Origin of the sequence: Photobacterium frigidiphilum (genome assembly GCF_003025615.1) — a bacterium.
Taxonomy (GTDB): domain Bacteria; phylum Pseudomonadota; class Gammaproteobacteria; order Enterobacterales; family Vibrionaceae; genus Photobacterium; species Photobacterium frigidiphilum.
This window is the reverse complement of sequence record NZ_PYMJ01000021.1, coordinates 56,750-76,896: the sequence shown is the minus strand read 5'-3', so window position 1 is coordinate 76,896 and position 20,147 is coordinate 56,750. Positions and strand designations below refer to the sequence as shown.

Genomic DNA, 20,147 nt, shown 5'->3' with positions numbered 1-20,147 from the left:
GACATGGCTGTAATAGTAAAAATAAAATCCTAAATACATTGTTCTAACTATTTTACCGGCTGGAGAATACACGCTAATGACAAACGATAATCTGTACCGTTACCTATTTGAAGGTGTATCTGTACGTGGTGAGCTCGTACAACTGGGCAACACTTATCAGCAAATCATTGCTAGTAAGGAATATCCTGCGCCGGTACAAAAATTATTAGGCGAATTACTGGTGGCGACTAGTCTGCTAACAGCCACATTAAAATTTGAAGGTTCTATTACTGTTCAACTTCAAGGTGATGGCCCTGTTCGTCTTGCTGTTATCAATGGTGATCATGAGCAGAAAATGCGCGGTGTTGCACGTTGGGAAGGCGAAGTGCCTACTGACGGAACAATTCACGATGTCATTGGTAAAGGCCACTTGGTTATTACTATTACGCCAACAAAAGGCGAACGTTACCAAGGTGTGGTTGGATTAGAAGGGGATACTCTTGCTGAATCACTTGAAGGTTACTTCGCAAATTCAGAGCAACTAAAAACCCGTATCATTTTACGTACTGGTGAATTTGAAGGTAATGCAAAAGCGGCAGGTATGTTGCTGCAAATTCTGCCTGATGGCCAAGGCCAAGAAGGTGATTTTGAACACCTTGAGCAATTAACTGAAACAGTGAAAGACGAAGAGCTGTTTGGTTTAGATGCGCAAGATGTACTTTACCGCCTTTATCACCAAGAAGAAGTGAAATTATTTGACCCTCAATCTGTCGAATTTCACTGTGGTTGTTCACGCGAACGCAGCGCATCAGCAATCTGCTCAATTGAACGTATTGAAGTAGAAAAAATCATCGCTGATGAAGGTAAAGTTTCACTGCATTGTGACTACTGTGGTACCAGTTATGACTTTGATAGCATTGATGTAGCAGCACTTCACGAGAATGCCGCGAAGAATGATAGCGATCAGGTACACTGATAATTATCATCACGCAAAAACATCGATAAATCAGAAGAATAGCCGAATGTAATTCGGCTATTTTTTTAACTGAAGCACACTTTCACTCCTCTATTACATCTTCTTACACGTTTTTTTCCCTGCTTTTTTTAACAAAAATATTAATTTCAGCCTCTAGCGCAAACGCTTCACATCATTGTAAACTTAACCGCCATTGAGACCTGTAATTTTTACTTATTATTAACATCTTAGTGGTTGTTTTTTGATGGATCTCCCTGAATTACCCCTTTAGGGTTGTTAGCATGGTCAACAGATAAACTACATCTTACCCAGGAGCACCTATGACTGTTACGAATGTCGAAAAAAAGGTTGCAAAAAACGTGGATCTGTCTGAATACGGTATCAACAATGTTACGGATGTTATACGTAACCCATCTTTCGAAGTTCTATTCGAAGAAGAGACTAAGCCAGGCCTAGAAGGATACGAAAAAGGTATCGTTACTGAGCTTGGTGCTGTATCTGTTGATACGGGTATTTTTACAGGTCGTTCGCCTAAAGATAAGTTCATCGTTAAAGATGACACTACCCGCGATACCCTATGGTGGGCAGACCAAGGCAAGAACGACAATAAAGCGATTGATCAAAAAGTCTGGAATGAGTTAAAAGTATTAGTCACTAAGCAACTATCTGGCAAGCGTCTGTTTGTTGTCGATGGTTACTGTGGCGCAAACCCTGATACCCGCCTATGTATCCGTGTTATTACGGAAGTTGCATGGCAAGCACACTTCGTGAAAAATATGTTTATTCGCCCAACAGAAGAAGAGCTCGCAAGCTTTAAACCTGATTTCGTGGTAATGAACGGCGCGAAGTGCACCAATGAGAAGTGGGAAGAGCAAGGTCTGAACTCTGAAAACTTCACAGTCTTCAACCTAACAGAAAAAATGCAGCTTATCGGTGGTACTTGGTACGGCGGTGAGATGAAGAAAGGTATGTTCGCAATGATGAACTACTTCCTTCCGCTTAAAGACATAGCGTCTATGCACTGTTCAGCGAATATGGGCGAAAACGGTGACGTAGCAGTATTCTTTGGTCTTTCTGGTACAGGTAAAACAACGTTATCAACTGACCCTAAACGTGCGCTTATCGGTGATGATGAGCACGGTTGGGATGACAACGGTGTATTCAACTTTGAAGGCGGTTGCTACGCAAAAACCATTAACCTTTCAAAAGAAGCAGAACCTGACATCTACAATGCCATCCGTCGTGATGCACTGCTAGAAAACGTAACAGTTCGTGCTGACGGCGCTATTGATTTCGACGACAACTCGAAAACAGAAAATACCCGAGTGTCTTACCCAATCTACCACATTGAAAACATTGTTAAACCAGTGTCTAAAGGTGGCCATGCAAACAAGGTTATCTTCTTGTCTGCTGATGCATTTGGTGTACTTCCTCCGGTATCAAAATTAACGCCAGAACAAACTAAATACCACTTCCTATCTGGTTTCACAGCAAAACTAGCAGGTACTGAACGCGGTATTACAGAACCAACACCAACGTTCTCAGCATGTTTTGGTAATGCATTCCTAACACTTCACCCTACACAGTATGCAGAAGTACTGGTTAAACGTATGGAAGCGGCTGGAGCAGAAGCTTACCTTGTTAACACAGGTTGGAATGGCACAGGCAAACGAATTTCAATTCAAGATACTCGCGGTATCATCGATGCAATCCTAGATGGCTCTATTGATAATGCAGAAACAAAAGAGATGCCAATCTTTAATCTTGAAGTACCGACATCGCTACCAGGTGTTAACCCTGAAATTCTAGACCCACGTGATACGTATACTGACCCGCTACAGTGGGAAAGCAAAGCACAAGATCTAGCGAATCGCTTCATCAATAACTTTGAAAAGTACACAGATACAACAGAAGGTGCTGAACTGGTTGCTGCTGGTCCACAGCTCGATTAATCATCACTTTTATAACTAATTGACTAAAAGCCCTTCCCGAAAAGAAGGGCTTTTTTTGTTTATTGCGAACTGGCGGCAATATCGACCAACATTTAGCCGCAACGCAAAATTGACTAACTGATCAATAAAATCAAAAACATCCACTTGCAGCTCTACGCTTTTTACGCCAATCTGAAGGTAGACCTTTGGAGGCTATATGCGTGTAGTGGGAAAATTATTCGGTACCCTTATCATTTTGATGCTGCTTAGCATCACGATCATCCTGACATTACTGCATACCCAATACGCCTCTAAACTCGTCATCAACACCATTGATGCTACGACAGATTATCAACTGAAAGCAGCAAACATCAGCTACCACATTAGTGACCCATGGCATATACAGCTCGAACAACCACAGATAATGTATCAACGGCAGCCCTTGCTATCTGCCAATAACATTCAATTGTGGCTAACCCCCACCAAATTACTGAATACTGGCTGGTCTTTTGATAGTATTTTAATTGATACCATCACGCTAAATCAGCCCCTCGATTTAGCCACGCTACCCGCTTTACATGTTCAACGTTTAGCCCTAAATAACCTGACACTGCATACCCCTGAAATCAGCATCGAACAAGCCCGTCTACAGATCGATAATTGGCAGAGCCGTTCGCAATCATGGGGAATATTCAGAGGTGACTTTCAACTGTCTGCACCCAATATTCAATGGCAAGGTACAACATTAAAAGACGTTTTAATTGATGGTGATTATCAAGATCAAAACTGGAAGATCTACGGGTTATCCTTTGAATGGCAGCACGCTACCTTTAGTGGTCAAGCTGAATATAAGCAATCGGCAACACAACCTGATTTACTCACATTGCACCAATTAACGGTCACTGGCTTACAATTACAAGACCAGAACCAACTCACCCTATTTCGCTCTTATATTGATCAAGTGAAAACCTCCGCTCTCACCATCGAGATTAAACGCCTTGATGTACTTGAAAGTAATATAGAGATGCCTAATTACACGCTTAATAACATTAATCTTTCGGTACAAAATTGGCAGTGGCCTGCCACTCATTGGCAGCAACATGAAGCGTTGGTTTCTCTAAATGCCAGCAGTATTCAATGGTTAAATACTGTCTTTGAAGATCCACTTGTCAACAGCACCTTTTCACCGCAACAAATAACAGTAAATGGGCTATCAACAAAAGTTCTCGAAGGGTATGTTCAACTTGATGGCACATTAACCCCTGATGTATTGGCGCTTAATCAAGTAACGGTAAATGGAATTAAATGGGTATTACCCAACAATTGGCCAACACATTTACGCACACTGAATTCACTGTATTCTGATATCAGCATTACTCAATTAGATATTGGCTACGCCCAGCTGACGGACACCAACCCAGCAAACCCTTTTCAAATCGCAGGCTTAAACATTAACGGGGAAAACCTCATCCTGAAAAGGCATGGACAAGTTGGATTATGGCAAGGCACATTAACCGCAAATTCAGGAGCGGCAAGCGTCAATAAAGTCAGTATGATAGGTCCGTATACCACAATGAATAGTCAGGCAGGTAATTGGCAATTAAAGCAGTTAATCCTGCCTTTTAAAGATGGATTATTAGAAGCGTCTGGTAATGTAGATTTAAATCGTTCAGGTCAGCCTTGGAAGCTATCACTACAAGGTGACAACATACCAGCGACAACTCTATCCCAATGGTTAGCAATACCTTTTCCCGTTACTGGTGCTATGGATGTCAGCTTTAATGGAACAGGCTTAGCCCAGCACCAAACAAGCCTTGCTTATAGCTTTACCGGTGATTTAATCGCGACATTTAGGCAGCTACAGCTCAGTAAACTAACCCCGCAACAGTTGCTTCAATACTGGGGTACTTCACAACAGCCTCAACCGACGAGCAATCAGAGCCAAAACGTTGATTCGCTTTCACTGTCTTTATCACCTTTATCTATTTCCGCAGATAGAGGGCGTATGGCAATCAACAAGATAGAGTTAAGAAGCAAAGGGCTAAAAGCAAATTTAAAAGGGAGATGGGATTTAGCAGATACAACTAAACAAACAATAGAGCTGCAAGCAAAACAAGGTTGCCAGCAGCTCACACGATCTTGGGGTACTGTTCAGCAGCTGCTATCAGCATCAACTTGTAAAGGAAATAACATATAAGTACCAGTAAACGTAGAAGCTAACGTCTCGCCACTGTAAACATTCACTTCAACAATCACTCGACCCTTGCGCCCTTTGGCAAGGCGATCAAAGTCACCACTGAGTGTTTCAATTGATACAACGGCACGTGGCCGCTCTTTCACCGGAGACACGTAACGGATATGACTATCAACTAATACAATATCAGCTTCTAGTTTACGTTCTTTTATCAGCATCCAAATAAATCCCCAGCCCGCTAACGTTGCCATAGTAAAAATACTACCTGCAAACATAAACTCACTCGGATTCAGATTCGCATTAATTAATGCGCTCACTTCAAAACGATACCCCGTGTATTGACTTATCTTGACCCCCATCTTGTCACTGATTGGAATCTGGTATTGCCATAATTCTTGCAGTTCTTGGCACCATTCAGGATGACGGACAACATCGGTTAATGGATCGAGGTGTTTTAGCATTTGCTGGTGACGTACCGGACCACGCTCATCACTCAACTCGCCTTGGCTAGTAAAGGCATTTTTCAGATAAAAAGGAATCGCATCTTCTCGGGCATTACACACTAACCGCTTTGCACCATCTTGGCGCGCCAGCGATTCCAGCGCCATGAGCACGATGGCTCCCATTCCTTTGTGACGATAATTAGGGTGCACAGCCATAAAACGAATCTGACCATCATTGTCTGGTGTCATATACAGCCGACCAATGGCAATAGTTTCGCCGTTATCTGTCACGATCATACGGTGCGCACTTAGTTCATCGTAGGCATCCCGCTCCGATCCCACAGGCATACGCCATGCTTCACGCAACATTCGCCAGCGAAAATCATAATAACGTGCTAATTCGTCGGCCGTTTTTGGTGTGATCAGTCGAAACATGCATCCCTCTCTCTGGCGTTTCCGCTAATTAATCGTCTATCCATTGCGATTCTAGTTATCTATATAACCAGTGGTTTACCACTACACCTGAAGCCAAAACGTCACAGGTCCATCGTTCAATAAAGCCACTTTCATATCTGCTGCAAAAACACCCGTTTCAGTCTGGATATCTTTATCCTTACAACATTCGACAAAATAATCATACAAGCGTTCCGCATCAGCAGGTGCTGCTCCAACAGAAAAACTTGGGCGCATACCACTTTTCGTGTCTGCCGCTAACGTAAACTGTGAAACAACTAAGACACTGCCCCCCGCTTGCTGAACATTTAAATTCATTTTCCCCGCATCGTCTTCAAATATACGATAGCCTAAAACTTTATCACGCAGACGTTTCGTTTTTGATTCATCGTCTTCTTTCTCTACCCCAAGCAGAACCAGTAAGCCTTTACCAATAGTTCCTGTTACTTGGCCATCAACCGTTACACTGGCTTCACTTACTCGTTGAATTAACGCAATCATTTACTTTGTTCCTTCATTATTTTCAGCTTCTGAGCTTTTTTCTTGCTCATTTTTTGCCATTCTTTTTACATCGCAGTCTTTAGATGCCATCGGCTCACAAGAAGACAGTTGCCACTGCTTTCGCTCACCAAGACTTGCTGTAATTTCTGCACCAAGTAACACGATACACCAGCACAAGTACACCCAAACAAATAAAATAGGGATCACAGCTAATGCGCCATATATCACCTGATAAGACGGGAAGTTTGAAATATAAAGTGCAAACCCTTTTTTACTCAACTCAAATAATGTGCTTGCCACTAAAGCACCGAATAATGCATGGCTGAACTTCACCTTTAAATTGGGTACCAGCAGATATAAACCTAAGAAAGCACAGCTCGACATGATGACAGGCAAAGCGCGTAATGTTTGCTGAAAAAGACCATTCACCGCTTCGCTATTAAGCAAGTTTAATGAACCCAAATAAGAGCTCACTGCAATACTTGAACCCACAAGAATAGGGCCTAACGTCAACACCATCCAATAAATAGAGAATGAAATCACAGGCCGGCGTTTTTCATGCACTCGCCAAATGTAATTTAATGCCTGATCGATGGAAGACATTAACATCATCGCCACCACAAATAATGCCCCAACCCCAACAGCAGTCATCTTTCCGGCATTCGCGACAAACTCATTCAAGTACGTTTTTACGACTTCACCAGCGGCTGGTACAAAATTTTCAATCACAAAATTTTGTAGTAACTCCCCCAACCCCGCGAACACAGGAAAAGCAGATAACGCAGAAAGAACAACAGTAATCATGGGGACCAATGACAGTAACGTCACATACGCCATCGAACCAGCTGCAATAGTTAAACGATCATGTTTAACTCGCCGATGAAGGTAGGTTAAATATGCAAAAGTCTGTTTTAGACATTGAAGAAAATGTACCTTGCCAGTTATCTTATTCTCAGCCATATTCATCTAATTAATTTTTATACTATTTTAATTCTAATACGAATTTATCGCTACGAAAGGAAAGCGTACGATTCAGATACCATACATCAATAAGGAATTTACGATGCCCTATCTACTCACCATTCTGTTAAGTGTCACGCTACTATCAGGGTGTCAAAGCGCTTATTATTCAGCGATGGAAAAAGTCGGCGTACATAAACGCGATATTATGGTCGACCGCGTCGAAGATACAAATAAAGCACAACAAGATGCTCAAGAGCAATTCACTAGCGCACTAGATGCACTAAAAGCCCTAAATCAATTTGATGGCGGTGATTTAGAAACAGCCTACAACGATATTAACGATCAATATGAAGCCAGTTCTGATGCGGCCGAAAAAGTCAGTGAACGCATTGCTGCTACCGAAGACGTTGCCGATGCTTTATTTGATGAGTGGGAAAACGAGCTTTCACTTTATACCAGCACAACATTGAAGCGCGATAGTGAAAAGAAACTGCGTGCTACCCAAACATCCTACAAAAAAATGTTAACCGCCATGCATAAAGCCGAAAGCAAAATGACACCAGTACTCAATACATTACGAGATAATACGCTGTACCTAAAGCACAATTTGAATGCGGCAGCCATCGGTTCGCTACAAGGTGAATTTACATCCCTACAAAAAGATATTCAACGAGCTATCAATGATATGCAAATCGCCATTGATGAATCTGAACGCTTTATCTCTCATTTGAAAAAGGCCTAAGTACTTTTAAAGCTCAGCCTACCATTATAAGCGAGCCAGAACCCAACAGGCTCGCTCTTCTACACTTCCCCATGGCACTTGCATCACTTCATAATTAAGCGCCTTATAGGTCATTATCAGTTGCTCATGAATCGCTTGAGCTTCAATAAAACTGTGAGGGCGTTCATCATCTTGTTGATAGATCGCTTCATGAGGCGCACAAAAATACACCCGAGAAGCATAGCCGACAGCAGCATCAAGGTAATGCTGGCTTACCGTTTCTCCGCCCACGGTTAGGTAGGCACAAATATCTGGAATTGCACGATCAACAAAAGCTGGCATTGCCCCTTTCTGAGCTAATTGACGCTGCTCATTCATCATCACTAAACAAAGCTCAGCAAAAGCGGGAAGATTGGTCCACGGTAATACCCCATTATCTAAATTTGCTTGTTGCTGAATTAAGGTACGAGACACTTCAGGAAATGTTAAATACCCTTTATGGCTTAATGCCTTCAATAGCGTTGTTTTACCAGCACCTGGTCCACCAGTAATAATGATTGGCTGCATGTTGTCGTACTCTGAATCGATGAGGTAGGCAGTATACTGGAAAGGACATTAGCATGGGGAAATCAGCAGTGAATCTTTATACTCATTTCTCGGTGGGATTATCTTGATTACAGATACAAAAAATCCCGCCATGGCATAACCAATGGCGGGATTTTTTTAGCTAGCTATTACAGCCGAATTACTTCGGTGCACGGCCTGCACGCTTACGATCGTTTTCAGTAAGAAGTTTCTTACGGATACGAACGCTTACTGGTGTAACTTCTACTAGTTCATCATCATCAATGAATTCTAGAGCTTGCTCAAGCGTGTGCTTGATAGCAGGAGATAGCGTTTGTGCTTCATCAGTACCAGATGCACGAACGTTAGTCAGCTGCTTACCACGAAGACAGTTGATAGTCAGATCGTTAGCACGGTTGTGAATACCGATAATCTGACCTTCATAAACTTCATCACCGTGCTCAGAGAACAGACGACCACGTTCTTGAAGGTTAAACAGTGAGTATGTTACTGCTTTACCAGTACCGTTAGAGATCAATACGCCGTTTGAACGTTGACCGATAACGCCACCTTTGTGTGGACCGTAGTGATCGTAAGAGTGGTAGATAAGGCCAGAACCAGAGGTCATTGTTAAGAACTCTGTTTGGAAACCGATAAGACCACGAGAAGGCATCATAAAGTCCATGCGAACACGGCCCTTACCATCTGGTGCCATATCTTTCAGCTCACCTTTACGGATACCAATGCTTTCCATGACACTACCTTGGTTCTCTTCAACCACATCGATAGTTACCATTTCAAACGGTTCCATTAGCACACCATCAACAGTTTTGATGATTACTTCTGGACGAGATACTGCTAGCTCGAAACCTTCACGACGCATGTTTTCGATCAGGATAGATAGGTGAAGTTCACCACGACCTGAAACACGGAAGCGATCTGGGCTGTCAGTTTCTTCAACGCGCAATGCTACGTTATGAACAAGTTCTTTCTGCAGACGCTCAAGAATGTTACGTGAAGTAACGAACTTACCTTCTTTACCAGCAAACGGAGATGTGTTCACCTGGAAAGTCATGGTTACTGTTGGTTCATCAACAGAAAGAGCAGGAAGTGCTTCAACTTCGTTTACGTCACAGATAGTGTCTGAAATTTTCAGCTCACCAAGACCAGTGATAGCGACGATATCGCCCGCTGTAGCTACTTCGACTTCGTTACGCTCAAGACCAAGGTAACCAAGAACTGTACCGATTTTACCGTTACGCTTCTTGCCTTCAGCATTAATGATAGTCACTTGCTGGTTTGGTTTAACAGAACCACGAGCGATACGAGCAACACCGATAACACCTACGTAAGAGCTGTAATCAAGTTGAGACACTTGCATCTGAAGTGGAGCGTCAACGTCAACAAATGGTGCTGCAACGTTATCAACAACCGCTTGGAACAATGGTTCCATATCGTCGCCAACAACGCCATCTTCCATTGTTGCCCAACCGTTTAGTGCAGAAGCATAAACAGTTGTGAAATCTAGTTGCTCATCAGTCGCGCCTAGGTTGTCAAACAAATCAAAGATTTGATCCATAACCCACTCAGGACGTGCGCCAGGACGGTCAATCTTGTTGATTACAACGATTGGCTTAAGACCGTATGCGAATGCTTTTTGCGTTACAAAACGCGTTTGTGGCATAGGGCCATCAACTGCATCAACGATAAGCAATACTGAGTCAACCATCGACATGATACGCTCAACTTCACCACCGAAATCGGCGTGTCCTGGGGTATCAACGATGTTGATGCGGTAGTCATTCCAGTTAATTGCTGTGTTCTTAGCAAGAATGGTAATGCCACGCTCTTTCTCGATATCGTTAGAATCCATAACTCGTTCTTCGGCTTCGCCGCGGTTTTCTAACGTGCCAGATTGCTGTAGTAGTTTATCAACCAGGGTAGTTTTACCGTGGTCAACGTGAGCAATAATTGCAATATTTCTTAATTTATCGATCAGTTGATTAGACATGGATTTCACATTCACTCAGAACATGCAGCGACCAACGGAGGGTAGCTACTTGGTTAAAAAAACGGCTCATAATCTAACAGATTTTACGCTAAAACCCACGTAATATGTGATTTATATCACCGGTTTTTTGAAAATAGTTCATGAAGCCTTATTAAACCTCACTTTTAATGCATTTTTTTCGCTTAAAAAATGGAAAAAAAGTACTTCATTTTTAATGATACTTTATCTTTTTATGTATATTTAGCATAACTTTCGACTACGATTTGCTCAAAAAAGTCAAAGATGAAAAACAGCGTAATTATGCAATAGTGAGATTGACAATATAAACACATAAGCTAATAGTAGTTGTCATATCGTGGTATCACTCAACACGAACGCACCATAATAGGGCGTCACATCACCACTATGGTGCAGAAAAGGATTCGCATAGCACCCAAAACGCCATAACAGTGCGGTTTTAGGGCTTTTAAAAGTTGGCACGGTTTTCGCTTTATTTATTTTAGATAGCTCAACAACGAGCATTGATAAGTTTTTGCGGCCAGTTGCCCAATCTTAACACCGGAGGTTACTCAAGATGTCAGTAGAAAATGTACTAGCGCTGATCCAGGAAAATGAAGTTAAGTTTATTGACCTACGTTTTACCGATACCAAAGGTAAAGAGCAGCACATCACTATTCCTTCTCATCAAATCGATAGCGATTTTTTTGAAGATGGTAAAATGTTTGACGGTTCATCCGTTGCTGGTTGGAAAGGTATCAATGAATCAGACATGGTGATGATGCCTGACGCTTCAAGCGCGGTACTTGACCCATTCACGGAAGACTCAACACTTAATATTCGTTGTGACATTCTTGAGCCTGCAACTATGCAAGGCTACGATCGCGACCCACGTTCAATCGCAAAACGCGCTGAAGAATTTATGCGTGCGACTGGTCTAGCAGACACAGTACTTGTTGGTCCTGAACCTGAATTCTTCCTATTTGACGATGTTAAGTTCAACACTGACATGTCAGGCTCTTTCTTCAAAATTGATGATGTAGAAGCAGCTTGGAACACCGGTTCTGATTTCGAAGGCGGTAACAAAGGGCACCGTCCTGGCGTTAAAGGCGGTTACTTCCCAGTAGCACCTGTTGATTCATCTCAAGACATCCGTTCTGCTATGTGTCTAATCATGGAAGAAATGGGCCTTGTTGTTGAAGCACACCACCACGAAGTAGCGACAGCGGGTCAGAATGAAATCGCGACTCGCTTCAACACGCTAACAACGAAAGCCGATGAAATCCAAATCTATAAGTACGTTGTACACAACGTTGCACATGCATTTGGTAAAACAGCAACCTTCATGCCGAAGCCACTTGTAGGTGATAACGGTTCAGGTATGCACGTTCATATGTCTTTGAATAAAGACGGACAGAACTTATTTGCTGGTGATAAGTACGGCGGCCTTTCAGAAATGGCTATCTACTACATCGGCGGTATCATTAAGCACGCACGCGCAATCAATGCTTTTGCTAACCCAGCAACGAACTCGTACAAGCGCCTTGTACCGGGTTACGAAGCACCAGTAATGCTTGCATACTCTGCACGTAACCGCTCTGCTTCTATTCGTATCCCTGTGGTACCAAGCCCGAAAGCACGTCGTATCGAAGTACGTTTCGGCGATCCAGCAGCTAACCCATATCTAGCATTCGCAGCAATGCTAATGGCTGGTCTTGACGGTATTCAAAACAAGATCCACCCAGGCGAAGCAATGGATAAAGATCTGTACGATCTTCCTGCTGAAGAAGCCGCTGAAATTCCACAAGTAGCAGAATCACTAGAAATCGCTCTTAAGAACCTAGATGAAGATCGTGAGTTCCTAACCGCTGGCGGTGTATTCTCTGATGACTTTATTGATTCTTACATCAAACTGAAGTCTGCAGATGTAGAGAAAATTAACATGACAACTCACCCACTTGAGTTTGAACTTTACTACTCTGTATAAGTAATTGATTCATTGCTAAAGAATAAGATTTAGGCCTACTTCACAAGTAGGCCTTTTTGATCTTGTTGCGCTCTTCAAAGCTGAAAAGATAATGAATCAGCTATGGAGAACACTCAATGCACTTACCTCTTTTTATACCGATTGCCGTCAGTCTTTTGTTCTTTACTCTCACAGTACAAGCGACAACAATTTACTCTTGGGTAGATAGCAATGGCACCGTCCACTTTACTGATCAGCCTAATGCCGCTCATACGAAAGTGTATGAATTAGCAACCCCACCCAGTACACCGTTAAACCCCATTATTGATGAGATAGAAGATCCTGAAGAATATACAGAGCTTACATTGCCATCAGTACCTGAAGCGCTTCCACCCGCCACAATCCGCTTTATCACCCCTTATCATAAACAGACACTGCGCAGTAATGCAGGACATATCGATATTACGGCAAGCAGTAATCGTGAAATAACCAAAAACTATAAGGTACAAGTCGTACTGAATGGGAACAGTCACCTTGCACCACAAAACAGCTTAACATTCAGCTTGTTCGATATTGATCGTGGCAGTCATCAATTGCAGCTCCAGCTATTAAAAGACGGCAAGGTAATTGCATTATCTAACAGTATTACCGTCTATCTACATCGCGCATCTACGACCCAAATCAGACCACCAGCTGCGAGGCCTAAGTTATAACGGTTTCTATGGTTTCATTCTGAAATGGAGATTGATGCATGATTTTTTAATGCACTATTGTAGACAGGCAGGTTACACTTGAATGCACCAATATGGTGCGTCATATCAATCCCTTCACTATACTGTTTTATACAGACAGTACATGTCGGTTGATATTAACAAGGATGATAATCGTGACGACTGCCTTCACCCCTATAATTCTCGATAACTTAGTCACCGCTGTGATCTTGCTTGATGAACAGCTCATCATGCGTTACGTCAACCCAGCAGCAGAACAATTACTGTCGTACAGTAAACGTCGCTTACTGGGAGTCTGTCTTCCTAATTTATTGCAACATTCTTCGCTTGATATTGGTTTAATCCAAGCAACCTTGCAAAGCGGTCAGGGCTTAGCAGACAGTGATGTCACCTTTGTTATCGATGGTAAACGCTATACCTTAGAGTTAAATGCCAGCCCTATCTCTTGGCAGAAAGAGTTATTAATTCTGCTAGAACTCAAACCTATCGATCAGCAACGTCGTATTAGTCAAGAGCTGAGCCAACATGCTCAGCAGCAAGCCGCCAAAGAATTAGTGCGCGGCTTAGCACACGAAATTAAAAATCCGCTGGGTGGATTACGCGGTGCGGCTCAATTACTCGAAAAAACCCTTCCAGACCCTTGTTACACTGAATATACCCAGATGATCATCGAGCAAGCCGATCGCCTACGAAACCTGGTCGACCGACTTTTGGGCCCGCAACGACCCGGGTTACAAAAAATCGATAATATTCATATCGTCCTTGAAAAAGTGCGCCAGCTAGTCAGCCTCGATTGCGGTGAAAAAATTAAACTGCATCGCGATTACGACCCAAGCTTGCCCGACTTCAGAATGGATTCCGAGCAACTAGAACAAGCCATCTTGAATATTGTGAGTAATGCAGCCCTTGAATTACAACAAATAAGCGGGGGAAATATCACCTTAAAAACGCGCACTGCACACCAAGCGTTGATTCAAGGTAAAAGATATCGAATAGCAGCAAAAATAGACATTATTGATGACGGCCCGGGGATCCCTAATGAGATTCAAGACACTCTTTTTTACCCAATGGTAACGGCCCGAGAAGGTGGCACAGGGTTAGGATTATCTATTGCACGTAATTTGGTCGATCAACATCACGGAAAAATAGAAGTGATTAGTTGGCCAGGACATACAAAATTCACGATTTATTTACCCATAAAGTAACGTAAAGACGATATTTATACACAATATCCCTCGTCATGAAGGCAGGGAAAATAACAATAATAGAGGACGTCAGTATGAGCAAAGGATTGATATGGGTTGTTGATGATGACAGCTCGATTCGTTGGGTATTAGAACGCACACTCAATGCGGCCGGATTACAATGTGAAACCTTTGCCAGTGCCGATAGTGTCATTGAAGCACTAGAGCGTAATATTCCTGATGTCTTGGTTTCCGATCTCCGGATGCCTGGTACTGATGGATTAACGCTGCTCCGTTCATTGCAAAAAGATTACCCAGCATTGCCCGTTATCATCATGACGGCACACTCTGACCTTGATGCAGCAGTCAACGCCTATCAAGAAGGAGCATTCGAATACTTACCGAAACCTTTTGATATTGATGAAGCCGTCAACCTTGTTGAGCGAGCGGTAACCCATAGCCAAGAGCAAAAACGCCAACAGCAGCCAGAAAGTGACACTAAAGTTGTACCTGAAATTATCGGTGAAGCCCCGGCAATGCAGGAAGTATTCCGTGCAATAGGTCGTTTATCTCGCTCATCGATTTCGGTATTAATTAACGGCGAATCAGGTACAGGTAAAGAGTTAGTCGCCCACGCCCTGCACCGTCATAGCCCACGTAGCAAGCAAGCTTTTATTGCTTTGAATATGGCCGCAATACCTAAAGATTTAATTGAATCTGAATTGTTTGGCCATGAAAAAGGGGCATTTACTGGCGCGAATAGCGTACGACAAGGGCGCTTTGAACAAGCGAATGGTGGCACACTGTTTCTCGATGAAATCGGCGATATGCCATTAGATATTCAAACCCGATTATTACGTGTATTGGCTGACGGACAATTTTATCGTGTTGGCGGGCACTCTGCGGTTAATGTCGATGTTCGCATTATCGCGGCAACGCACCAGAACCTTGAACAACTGGTTGCCAGTGGCGGATTCCGAGAAGATTTATTCCACCGTTTAAATGTTATTCGGGTGCATATCCCTTCATTAAAAGATCGCCGCCAAGACATACCACAATTGACACGACACTTTTTACAACGGGCGTCAGATGAACTCGCCGTTGAAGTGAAAACATTGCATCCAGATACTGTTGATGTGATCACGAATCTCAATTGGCCGGGTAATGTTAGGCAATTAGAAAATACCTGTCGTTGGTTAACAGTGATGGCAAGTGGTAATGAAATACTGCCTTCCGATCTCCCTCCCGAGCTACTAGAAGCCCCTACGCTCATCAATGGTGAACCAACTGATTCACACTGGCATCATTCTTTGCAATGCTGGGCAAGAACAGCACTTCAACAAGGCAACGATAATTTACTTGGCGAAGCGTTACCAGAATTTGAAAAAATCTTGCTCGAAACGGCACTGGAACACACCCATGGCCATAAACAAGAAGCCGCCAAGCTACTTGGCTGGGGCAGAAACACCTTAACCCGAAAACTCAAAGAGCTGAATATATCATCAGATTAATCGTAGGTCGTAATCTACGCCATCACGCTTAGCTTCAGTCTGCATTCCCGTTTAAAAAGCCTATTTGAGCAATCAGATAGGTTTTTTATTAGCGTTTACGCATTGCCTGCAATCATTGATGAAAATAATAATAAATCAACAGATACAGTAAACATCAACACAATTTCTACTCACATCAACGAATATTCACTCAGACTATAATGATAGTCATTTGTTCTTTGCGTATACTTACGCACCAGTTTTTATCGGGATACCAATAATTATGATTACGAAGCAGCTTCCCCTTACCGACCTTCACCGCCATTTGGACGGTAATATCCGCATTCAAACGATTTTAGACTTAGGTCAAAAATTTGGAATGGCCTTGCCTGCAACGGATCTAGAAGGGTTACGCCCTCATGTGCAGATCGTTGAAGCAGAGCCAAGCTTAGTGGCTTTCCTCTCTAAGCTCGATTGGGGTGTAGCTGTTCTTGGTGACCTTGAAGCATGTCGACGTGTTGCCTACGAAAACGTTGAAGATGCGCTGAATGCACAGATTGATTACGCCGAGCTACGTTTTTCGCCGTATTACATGGCAATGAAACATAACCTACCGATCGCTGGTGTTGTGGAAGCCGTCGTTGATGGTGTAGCGGCAGGCTGTCGAGATTTCGGTATTCAAGCTAACTTAATCGGTATCCTTAGCCGAACTTTTGGTCAAGAAGCTTGTCAGCAAGAGCTTGACGGATTGCTTACGCAAAAAGATAAGTTAGTCGCAATTGATTTGGCTGGTGATGAATTAGGTCAGCCTGGCGATCGCTTTATCAAACACTTCACTCAAGTACGTGATGCCGGTCTACGCGTTACGGTTCATGCAGGTGAAGCAGCAGGACCTGAAAGTATGTGGCAAGCTATTCAAGAGCTTGGTGCAGTGCGTATCGGTCACGGAGTTAAAGCGGTACATGATCCAAAACTGATGGATTATCTAGCAGCGAACAAGATTGGTATTGAATCTTGCCTAACATCAAATATTCAAACAAGTACCGTTGAATCATTTGCCTCTCACCCTGTTAAGCAGTTTTTAGAACATGGTATTTTGGCATGTCTAAATACCGATGATCCTGCGGTCGAAGGTATCGAGCTTCCTCACGAATATGAAGTAGCAGCACCGAAAGTGGGTCTGACTCAAGAGCAAATTCGTCAGGCGCAGATTAACGGCCTAGAACTGGCTTTCTTATCTGATGCTGAAAAACAACAGCTAAAAGATAAAGCCACTCAACGCTAATCATTAAAAAAGCCCTCATACTCAAAATTAATGCTGATCATTAACTTTGAGTATGAGGGCTTTTTTTAGCGTTAAGTTATATTAGATAACGCGAGAGAATTGCTGCTGACGTGCTCGGTCACGCAAGTACTTATCAAAGCACATACAAATATTACGGATCAGTAAACGCCCTTTAAGCTCAACATGAATAAATTGGCCATCAATGGTAACCAATTCATCATTGATAAAGGTTTTAAGCAAACCGAGATCTTCAGCAAAGTATTCATTAAAAGTTAAATTGAATCGCTGCTCAATATCTTTCATATCAAGCTGGAAGTTACAAATTAACGCTTTAATCACTTCACGACGCAACAAATCATCGGCATCAAGAGATACCCCTTTCCACAATGCTTGGCGCTTTTCTTGTACATCTGAATAGTAGGTTTTCAGCTCTTTCTGGTTTTGCGCATAACAGTCACCAATCATTGAGATTGCTGAAACACCCATACCTAATAAATCACAATCGCCTTGTGTCGCATAACCTTGGAAATTGCGGTGAAGAACACCATTACGCTGAGCAACAGCTAACTCATCATCAGGTAAAGCAAAGTGATCCATACCAATAAACTGATAACCAGCCCCGGTTAACGTGGCAATGGTATCTTGTAGAATACCTAACTTCTCATTCGCTGATGGCAGCTGGTCATCTTTAATTTTACGTTGAGCAGCAAATAAACTTGGCATGTGCGCGTAATTAAACACCGATAAACGCCCAGGCTTCATCTTCAGTACTTGCTGTAATGTCTCGGCAAATAGTTCACGGTTCTGTTTTGGCAAACCATAAATCAAATCAAGATTCGTCGAACGAAAACCTAACTCTTTAGCGCGCTGTACCATGGCAACAATGAAGTCTTCATCTTGCTCGCGGTTAACCAGCTTTTGCACTTCTTTATTAAAATCTTGAACACCAATGCTTAAACGGTTGAAACCTTCGCCACGCAAGTGATCAAGCATATCCAATTCAATTTCACGCGGGTCAACTTCAATACTAATTTCAGCATCAGTATCAAATGAAAACTGGTCGCGTAACAGTGCCATCAAACGGCTAGCTTGCTTCTTAGTTAAGAACGTTGGTGTTCCGCCGCCCCAATGTAATTGGCTTACTTGGCGATCACCTAACAAAGAGGCGCGTTGACGAATCTCTTGCTCTAAAGCATCAAGGTATTGATCTGCCTTATGTTGATGGCGGGTAATAATCTTATTACAGCCACAGTAATAACAAAGCTTATGACAGAACGGAATATGGATATAAAGCGAAAGCTTGCGATCTGGATATTGCGCACAAGCCATATCAAATTCTGCAGGAGTAAAGGCTTCATGAAATTCAAGAGCGGTTGGATAAGAAGTATAACGAGGACCTGAATAGTTATACTTTTCTATCAGTGCTTGATCCCAAATAATCTGCTCATTTGACATGACGTACTTCCACTATTTGTAAGGGGGAATAAATTCGATGTTCAGTGTGCCACACTCAAGAAAGATGTAGAACACTTACTAGTTCTTGGTCGAGGAAAATACCACCTAGATCAAATGACCTAGATGGTGAGTACTCAATAATAGGTAGACTGGCTACCCATTATGGTTTCATTAACAGGATATCGTCGAGCTCTAACTTAATTGTATCTTGTAGTCGCACTTCTGCTTTCATACGTTCTAGATCGAGCTTCATTCGCTCTTTCTTTTGAATCATATTACGGGCATCACCACGTGGCATGTCTCTTACAACATGATAAAGCTCAAACATCGCTGGGAACTTGCTAGCAAAATCAATGTGTTGTTCAGCTTGTAATACTTCCATCAGTTTATATAAACGAATGGTTACTTCTGACATGTCACATTGTTCTTGTTTTCCGGCATCAGCAATAATAAACACGCTATCCATAATATTGGTATTACGCGTTTTTATTTGCTCTGCTTGCTGAAGCGCAGCACGCTTCAAGAAAGCTTTATGGTGTTGATGTTGCTGATATACCTTAAACAACAAATAGCCAGCATATATAGCGAGTGCGACAATAATACTGCCGCCCAAGCCTAACCAAAGCGTCATATCCTGCAACGGTTACTCCTTACCGAAAGAATCTAGATCCATATTTTCAAACTGATCAAGTAAATCTTCATCGGTTTTAGCGCCTTTACGTACAGGTGCTTCTTCAATGACTTCTTCTGGCTCTTCAACTTCAAGTAAGCCTAAACGACCCATTAGATGCTCGATACGGTCTAGTTTTTGATCCACTTGCTTCTGTAAACCAGCACCTAGTTTCTCGCCCGCTTCAATACGATCTAATAACACCATTAATTGTGCATCATTTTCCAACATATCCAATTCTTGCTCGGCGCTTAAGCGACGCTCTTTCTTGGTTGTTGGTTTTTTCTCAACCACTAATGGGATCAGTTTCTTACTGCCTAAACGTGGGTCTTTCTTTTGACCGTTCGCGTAATGCTTTGGATCCAAAGCATCTGCGTTACGGTTACCAGACTTCAAACCTTTACGTTTTTTATCTTTCTGGCTTTTGCGTGCTTCAACATCAACCTGTGTTGTTGATTTCTCGCGGAACACTGCAGGGCCTTCTGATCCTACACCGCGACTTCTTTTTTTACGGGTCATTACTGGGTCTTCCTCAGCAAAATCACATCATTACCAACAAAATCAACTTCCGAGCCATTACTGTTTACTGAAGAATAAACGGTATTTTGGCTAAAAAAGCGCATCTGTGTTGGA

The 20,147-nt window shown here is 42.6% G+C and carries 17 protein-coding genes; 9 read left to right on the top strand and 8 right to left on the bottom strand.

Features of this window, described 5'->3' with window-relative positions; all coding sequences use genetic code 11:
- Positions 1-76 precede the first annotated feature (76 nt).
- The 3 genes from hslO to C9J12_RS18630 all read left to right on the top strand — a co-directional run bounded on the left by hslO (position 77) and on the right by C9J12_RS18630 (position 5,083).
- Positions 77-955, top strand: coding sequence for an Hsp33 family molecular chaperone HslO (hslO, locus tag C9J12_RS18640; protein WP_107244080.1), 879 nt, complete (start codon positions 77-79; stop codon positions 953-955).
- Between the two features lie 320 nt (positions 956-1,275).
- Positions 1,276-2,907, top strand: a complete 1,632-nt coding sequence (gene pckA / locus C9J12_RS18635) for a phosphoenolpyruvate carboxykinase (ATP) (protein ID WP_107244079.1) — start codon at positions 1,276-1,278, stop codon at positions 2,905-2,907.
- Between the two features lie 196 nt (positions 2,908-3,103).
- Positions 3,104-5,083, top strand: a complete 1,980-nt coding sequence (locus C9J12_RS18630) for an AsmA family protein (RefSeq protein WP_107244078.1) — start codon at positions 3,104-3,106, stop codon at positions 5,081-5,083.
- Here C9J12_RS18630 and C9J12_RS18625 read toward each other — a convergent pair.
- The 3 genes from C9J12_RS18625 to C9J12_RS18615 all read right to left on the bottom strand — a co-directional run bounded on the left by C9J12_RS18625 (position 5,038) and on the right by C9J12_RS18615 (position 7,437).
- On the bottom strand, positions 5,038-5,958 hold the full coding sequence (locus C9J12_RS18625; RefSeq protein WP_107244077.1) for a bifunctional GNAT family N-acetyltransferase/hotdog fold thioesterase: 921 nt from the start codon (positions 5,956-5,958) through the stop codon (positions 5,038-5,040). The genes C9J12_RS18630 and C9J12_RS18625 overlap by 46 nt on opposite strands.
- Positions 5,959-6,039: 81 nt before the next feature.
- Positions 6,040-6,477, bottom strand: a complete 438-nt coding sequence (gene dtd / locus C9J12_RS18620; protein WP_107244076.1) for a D-aminoacyl-tRNA deacylase — start codon at positions 6,475-6,477, stop codon at positions 6,040-6,042.
- The gene (locus C9J12_RS18615; protein WP_107244075.1) at positions 6,478-7,437 is read right to left on the bottom strand and encodes a virulence factor BrkB family protein; all 960 of its coding nucleotides are present in this window, start codon (positions 7,435-7,437) and stop codon (positions 6,478-6,480) included.
- A gap of 103 nt (positions 7,438-7,540) precedes the next feature.
- Between C9J12_RS18615 and C9J12_RS18610 the strand changes: the two genes are divergently transcribed.
- Complete coding sequence (locus C9J12_RS18610) at positions 7,541-8,182, top strand: DUF2959 domain-containing protein (protein WP_107244074.1); 642 nt, start codon at positions 7,541-7,543, stop codon at positions 8,180-8,182.
- A gap of 24 nt (positions 8,183-8,206) precedes the next feature.
- Here the strand turns inward: C9J12_RS18610 and C9J12_RS18605 are convergent, their stop codons facing one another.
- Positions 8,207-8,728, bottom strand: coding sequence for an AAA family ATPase (locus tag C9J12_RS18605; RefSeq protein WP_107244073.1), 522 nt, complete (start codon positions 8,726-8,728; stop codon positions 8,207-8,209).
- Between the two features lie 178 nt (positions 8,729-8,906).
- On the bottom strand, positions 8,907-10,736 hold the full coding sequence (gene typA, locus C9J12_RS18600) for a translational GTPase TypA (protein WP_107244072.1): 1,830 nt from the start codon (positions 10,734-10,736) through the stop codon (positions 8,907-8,909).
- Between the two features lie 574 nt (positions 10,737-11,310).
- On the opposite strand from typA, the gene glnA reads away from it, so the two are divergent.
- The 5 genes from glnA to add all read left to right on the top strand — a co-directional run bounded on the left by glnA (position 11,311) and on the right by add (position 17,389).
- Positions 11,311-12,720, top strand: a complete 1,410-nt coding sequence (glnA, locus tag C9J12_RS18595; protein ID WP_107244071.1) for a glutamate--ammonia ligase — start codon at positions 11,311-11,313, stop codon at positions 12,718-12,720.
- A gap of 116 nt (positions 12,721-12,836) precedes the next feature.
- Positions 12,837-13,412 (top strand): DUF4124 domain-containing protein, encoded by a 576-nt coding sequence (locus tag C9J12_RS18590; RefSeq protein ID WP_107244070.1) that lies wholly within the window; start codon positions 12,837-12,839, stop codon positions 13,410-13,412.
- A gap of 173 nt (positions 13,413-13,585) precedes the next feature.
- Positions 13,586-14,635 carry a nitrogen regulation protein NR(II) gene (gene glnL / locus C9J12_RS18585; protein ID WP_407675691.1) on the top strand — a complete coding sequence of 350 codons (1,050 nt, stop codon included), beginning with the start codon at positions 13,586-13,588 and terminating at the stop codon, positions 14,633-14,635.
- Positions 14,636-14,709: 74 nt separating this feature from the next.
- Positions 14,710-16,125, top strand: a complete 1,416-nt coding sequence (glnG, locus tag C9J12_RS18580) for a nitrogen regulation protein NR(I) (protein ID WP_107244068.1) — start codon at positions 14,710-14,712, stop codon at positions 16,123-16,125.
- 262 nt (positions 16,126-16,387) lie between these two features.
- Positions 16,388-17,389 carry an adenosine deaminase gene (gene add, locus C9J12_RS18575; RefSeq protein ID WP_107244067.1) on the top strand — a complete coding sequence of 334 codons (1,002 nt, stop codon included), beginning with the start codon at positions 16,388-16,390 and terminating at the stop codon, positions 17,387-17,389.
- Positions 17,390-17,470: 81 nt separating this feature from the next.
- Here the strand turns inward: add and hemN are convergent, their stop codons facing one another.
- The 3 genes from hemN to yihI form a co-directional block, all read right to left on the bottom strand.
- Positions 17,471-18,844: an oxygen-independent coproporphyrinogen III oxidase gene (gene hemN / locus C9J12_RS18570; protein WP_011220009.1), complete on the bottom strand. Its 1,374-nt coding sequence runs from the start codon at positions 18,842-18,844 to the stop codon at positions 17,471-17,473.
- 160 nt (positions 18,845-19,004) lie between these two features.
- Positions 19,005-19,475, bottom strand: coding sequence for a DUF2489 domain-containing protein (locus C9J12_RS18565; RefSeq protein WP_107244066.1), 471 nt, complete (start codon positions 19,473-19,475; stop codon positions 19,005-19,007).
- Between the two features lie 12 nt (positions 19,476-19,487).
- A complete protein-coding gene (gene yihI / locus C9J12_RS18560) occupies positions 19,488-20,033 on the bottom strand; it encodes a Der GTPase-activating protein YihI (RefSeq protein WP_107244065.1) in 546 nt (181 codons plus the stop codon).
- Between the last annotated feature and the right edge of the window lie 114 nt (positions 20,034-20,147).

Coding starts and splice junctions, on each gene's coding strand:
- hslO (WP_107244080.1), top strand. CDS start 77: ATGACAAACGATAATCTGTACCGTTACCTATTTGAAGGTGTATCTGTA.
- pckA (WP_107244079.1), top strand. CDS start 1,276: ATGACTGTTACGAATGTCGAAAAAAAGGTTGCAAAAAACGTGGATCTG.
- C9J12_RS18630 (WP_107244078.1), top strand. CDS start 3,104: ATGCGTGTAGTGGGAAAATTATTCGGTACCCTTATCATTTTGATGCTG.
- C9J12_RS18625 (WP_107244077.1), bottom strand. CDS start 5,958: ATGTTTCGACTGATCACACCAAAAACGGCCGACGAATTAGCACGTTAT.
- dtd (WP_107244076.1), bottom strand. CDS start 6,477: ATGATTGCGTTAATTCAACGAGTAAGTGAAGCCAGTGTAACGGTTGAT.
- C9J12_RS18615 (WP_107244075.1), bottom strand. CDS start 7,437: ATGGCTGAGAATAAGATAACTGGCAAGGTACATTTTCTTCAATGTCTA.
- C9J12_RS18610 (WP_107244074.1), top strand. CDS start 7,541: ATGCCCTATCTACTCACCATTCTGTTAAGTGTCACGCTACTATCAGGG.
- C9J12_RS18605 (WP_107244073.1), bottom strand. CDS start 8,728: ATGCAGCCAATCATTATTACTGGTGGACCAGGTGCTGGTAAAACAACG.
- typA (WP_107244072.1), bottom strand. CDS start 10,736: ATGTCTAATCAACTGATCGATAAATTAAGAAATATTGCAATTATTGCT.
- glnA (WP_107244071.1), top strand. CDS start 11,311: ATGTCAGTAGAAAATGTACTAGCGCTGATCCAGGAAAATGAAGTTAAG.
- C9J12_RS18590 (WP_107244070.1), top strand. CDS start 12,837: ATGCACTTACCTCTTTTTATACCGATTGCCGTCAGTCTTTTGTTCTTT.
- glnG (WP_107244068.1), top strand. CDS start 14,710: ATGAGCAAAGGATTGATATGGGTTGTTGATGATGACAGCTCGATTCGT.
- add (WP_107244067.1), top strand. CDS start 16,388: ATGATTACGAAGCAGCTTCCCCTTACCGACCTTCACCGCCATTTGGAC.
- hemN (WP_011220009.1), bottom strand. CDS start 18,844: ATGTCAAATGAGCAGATTATTTGGGATCAAGCACTGATAGAAAAGTAT.
- C9J12_RS18565 (WP_107244066.1), bottom strand. CDS start 19,475: ATGACGCTTTGGTTAGGCTTGGGCGGCAGTATTATTGTCGCACTCGCT.
- yihI (WP_107244065.1), bottom strand. CDS start 20,033: ATGACCCGTAAAAAAAGAAGTCGCGGTGTAGGATCAGAAGGCCCTGCA.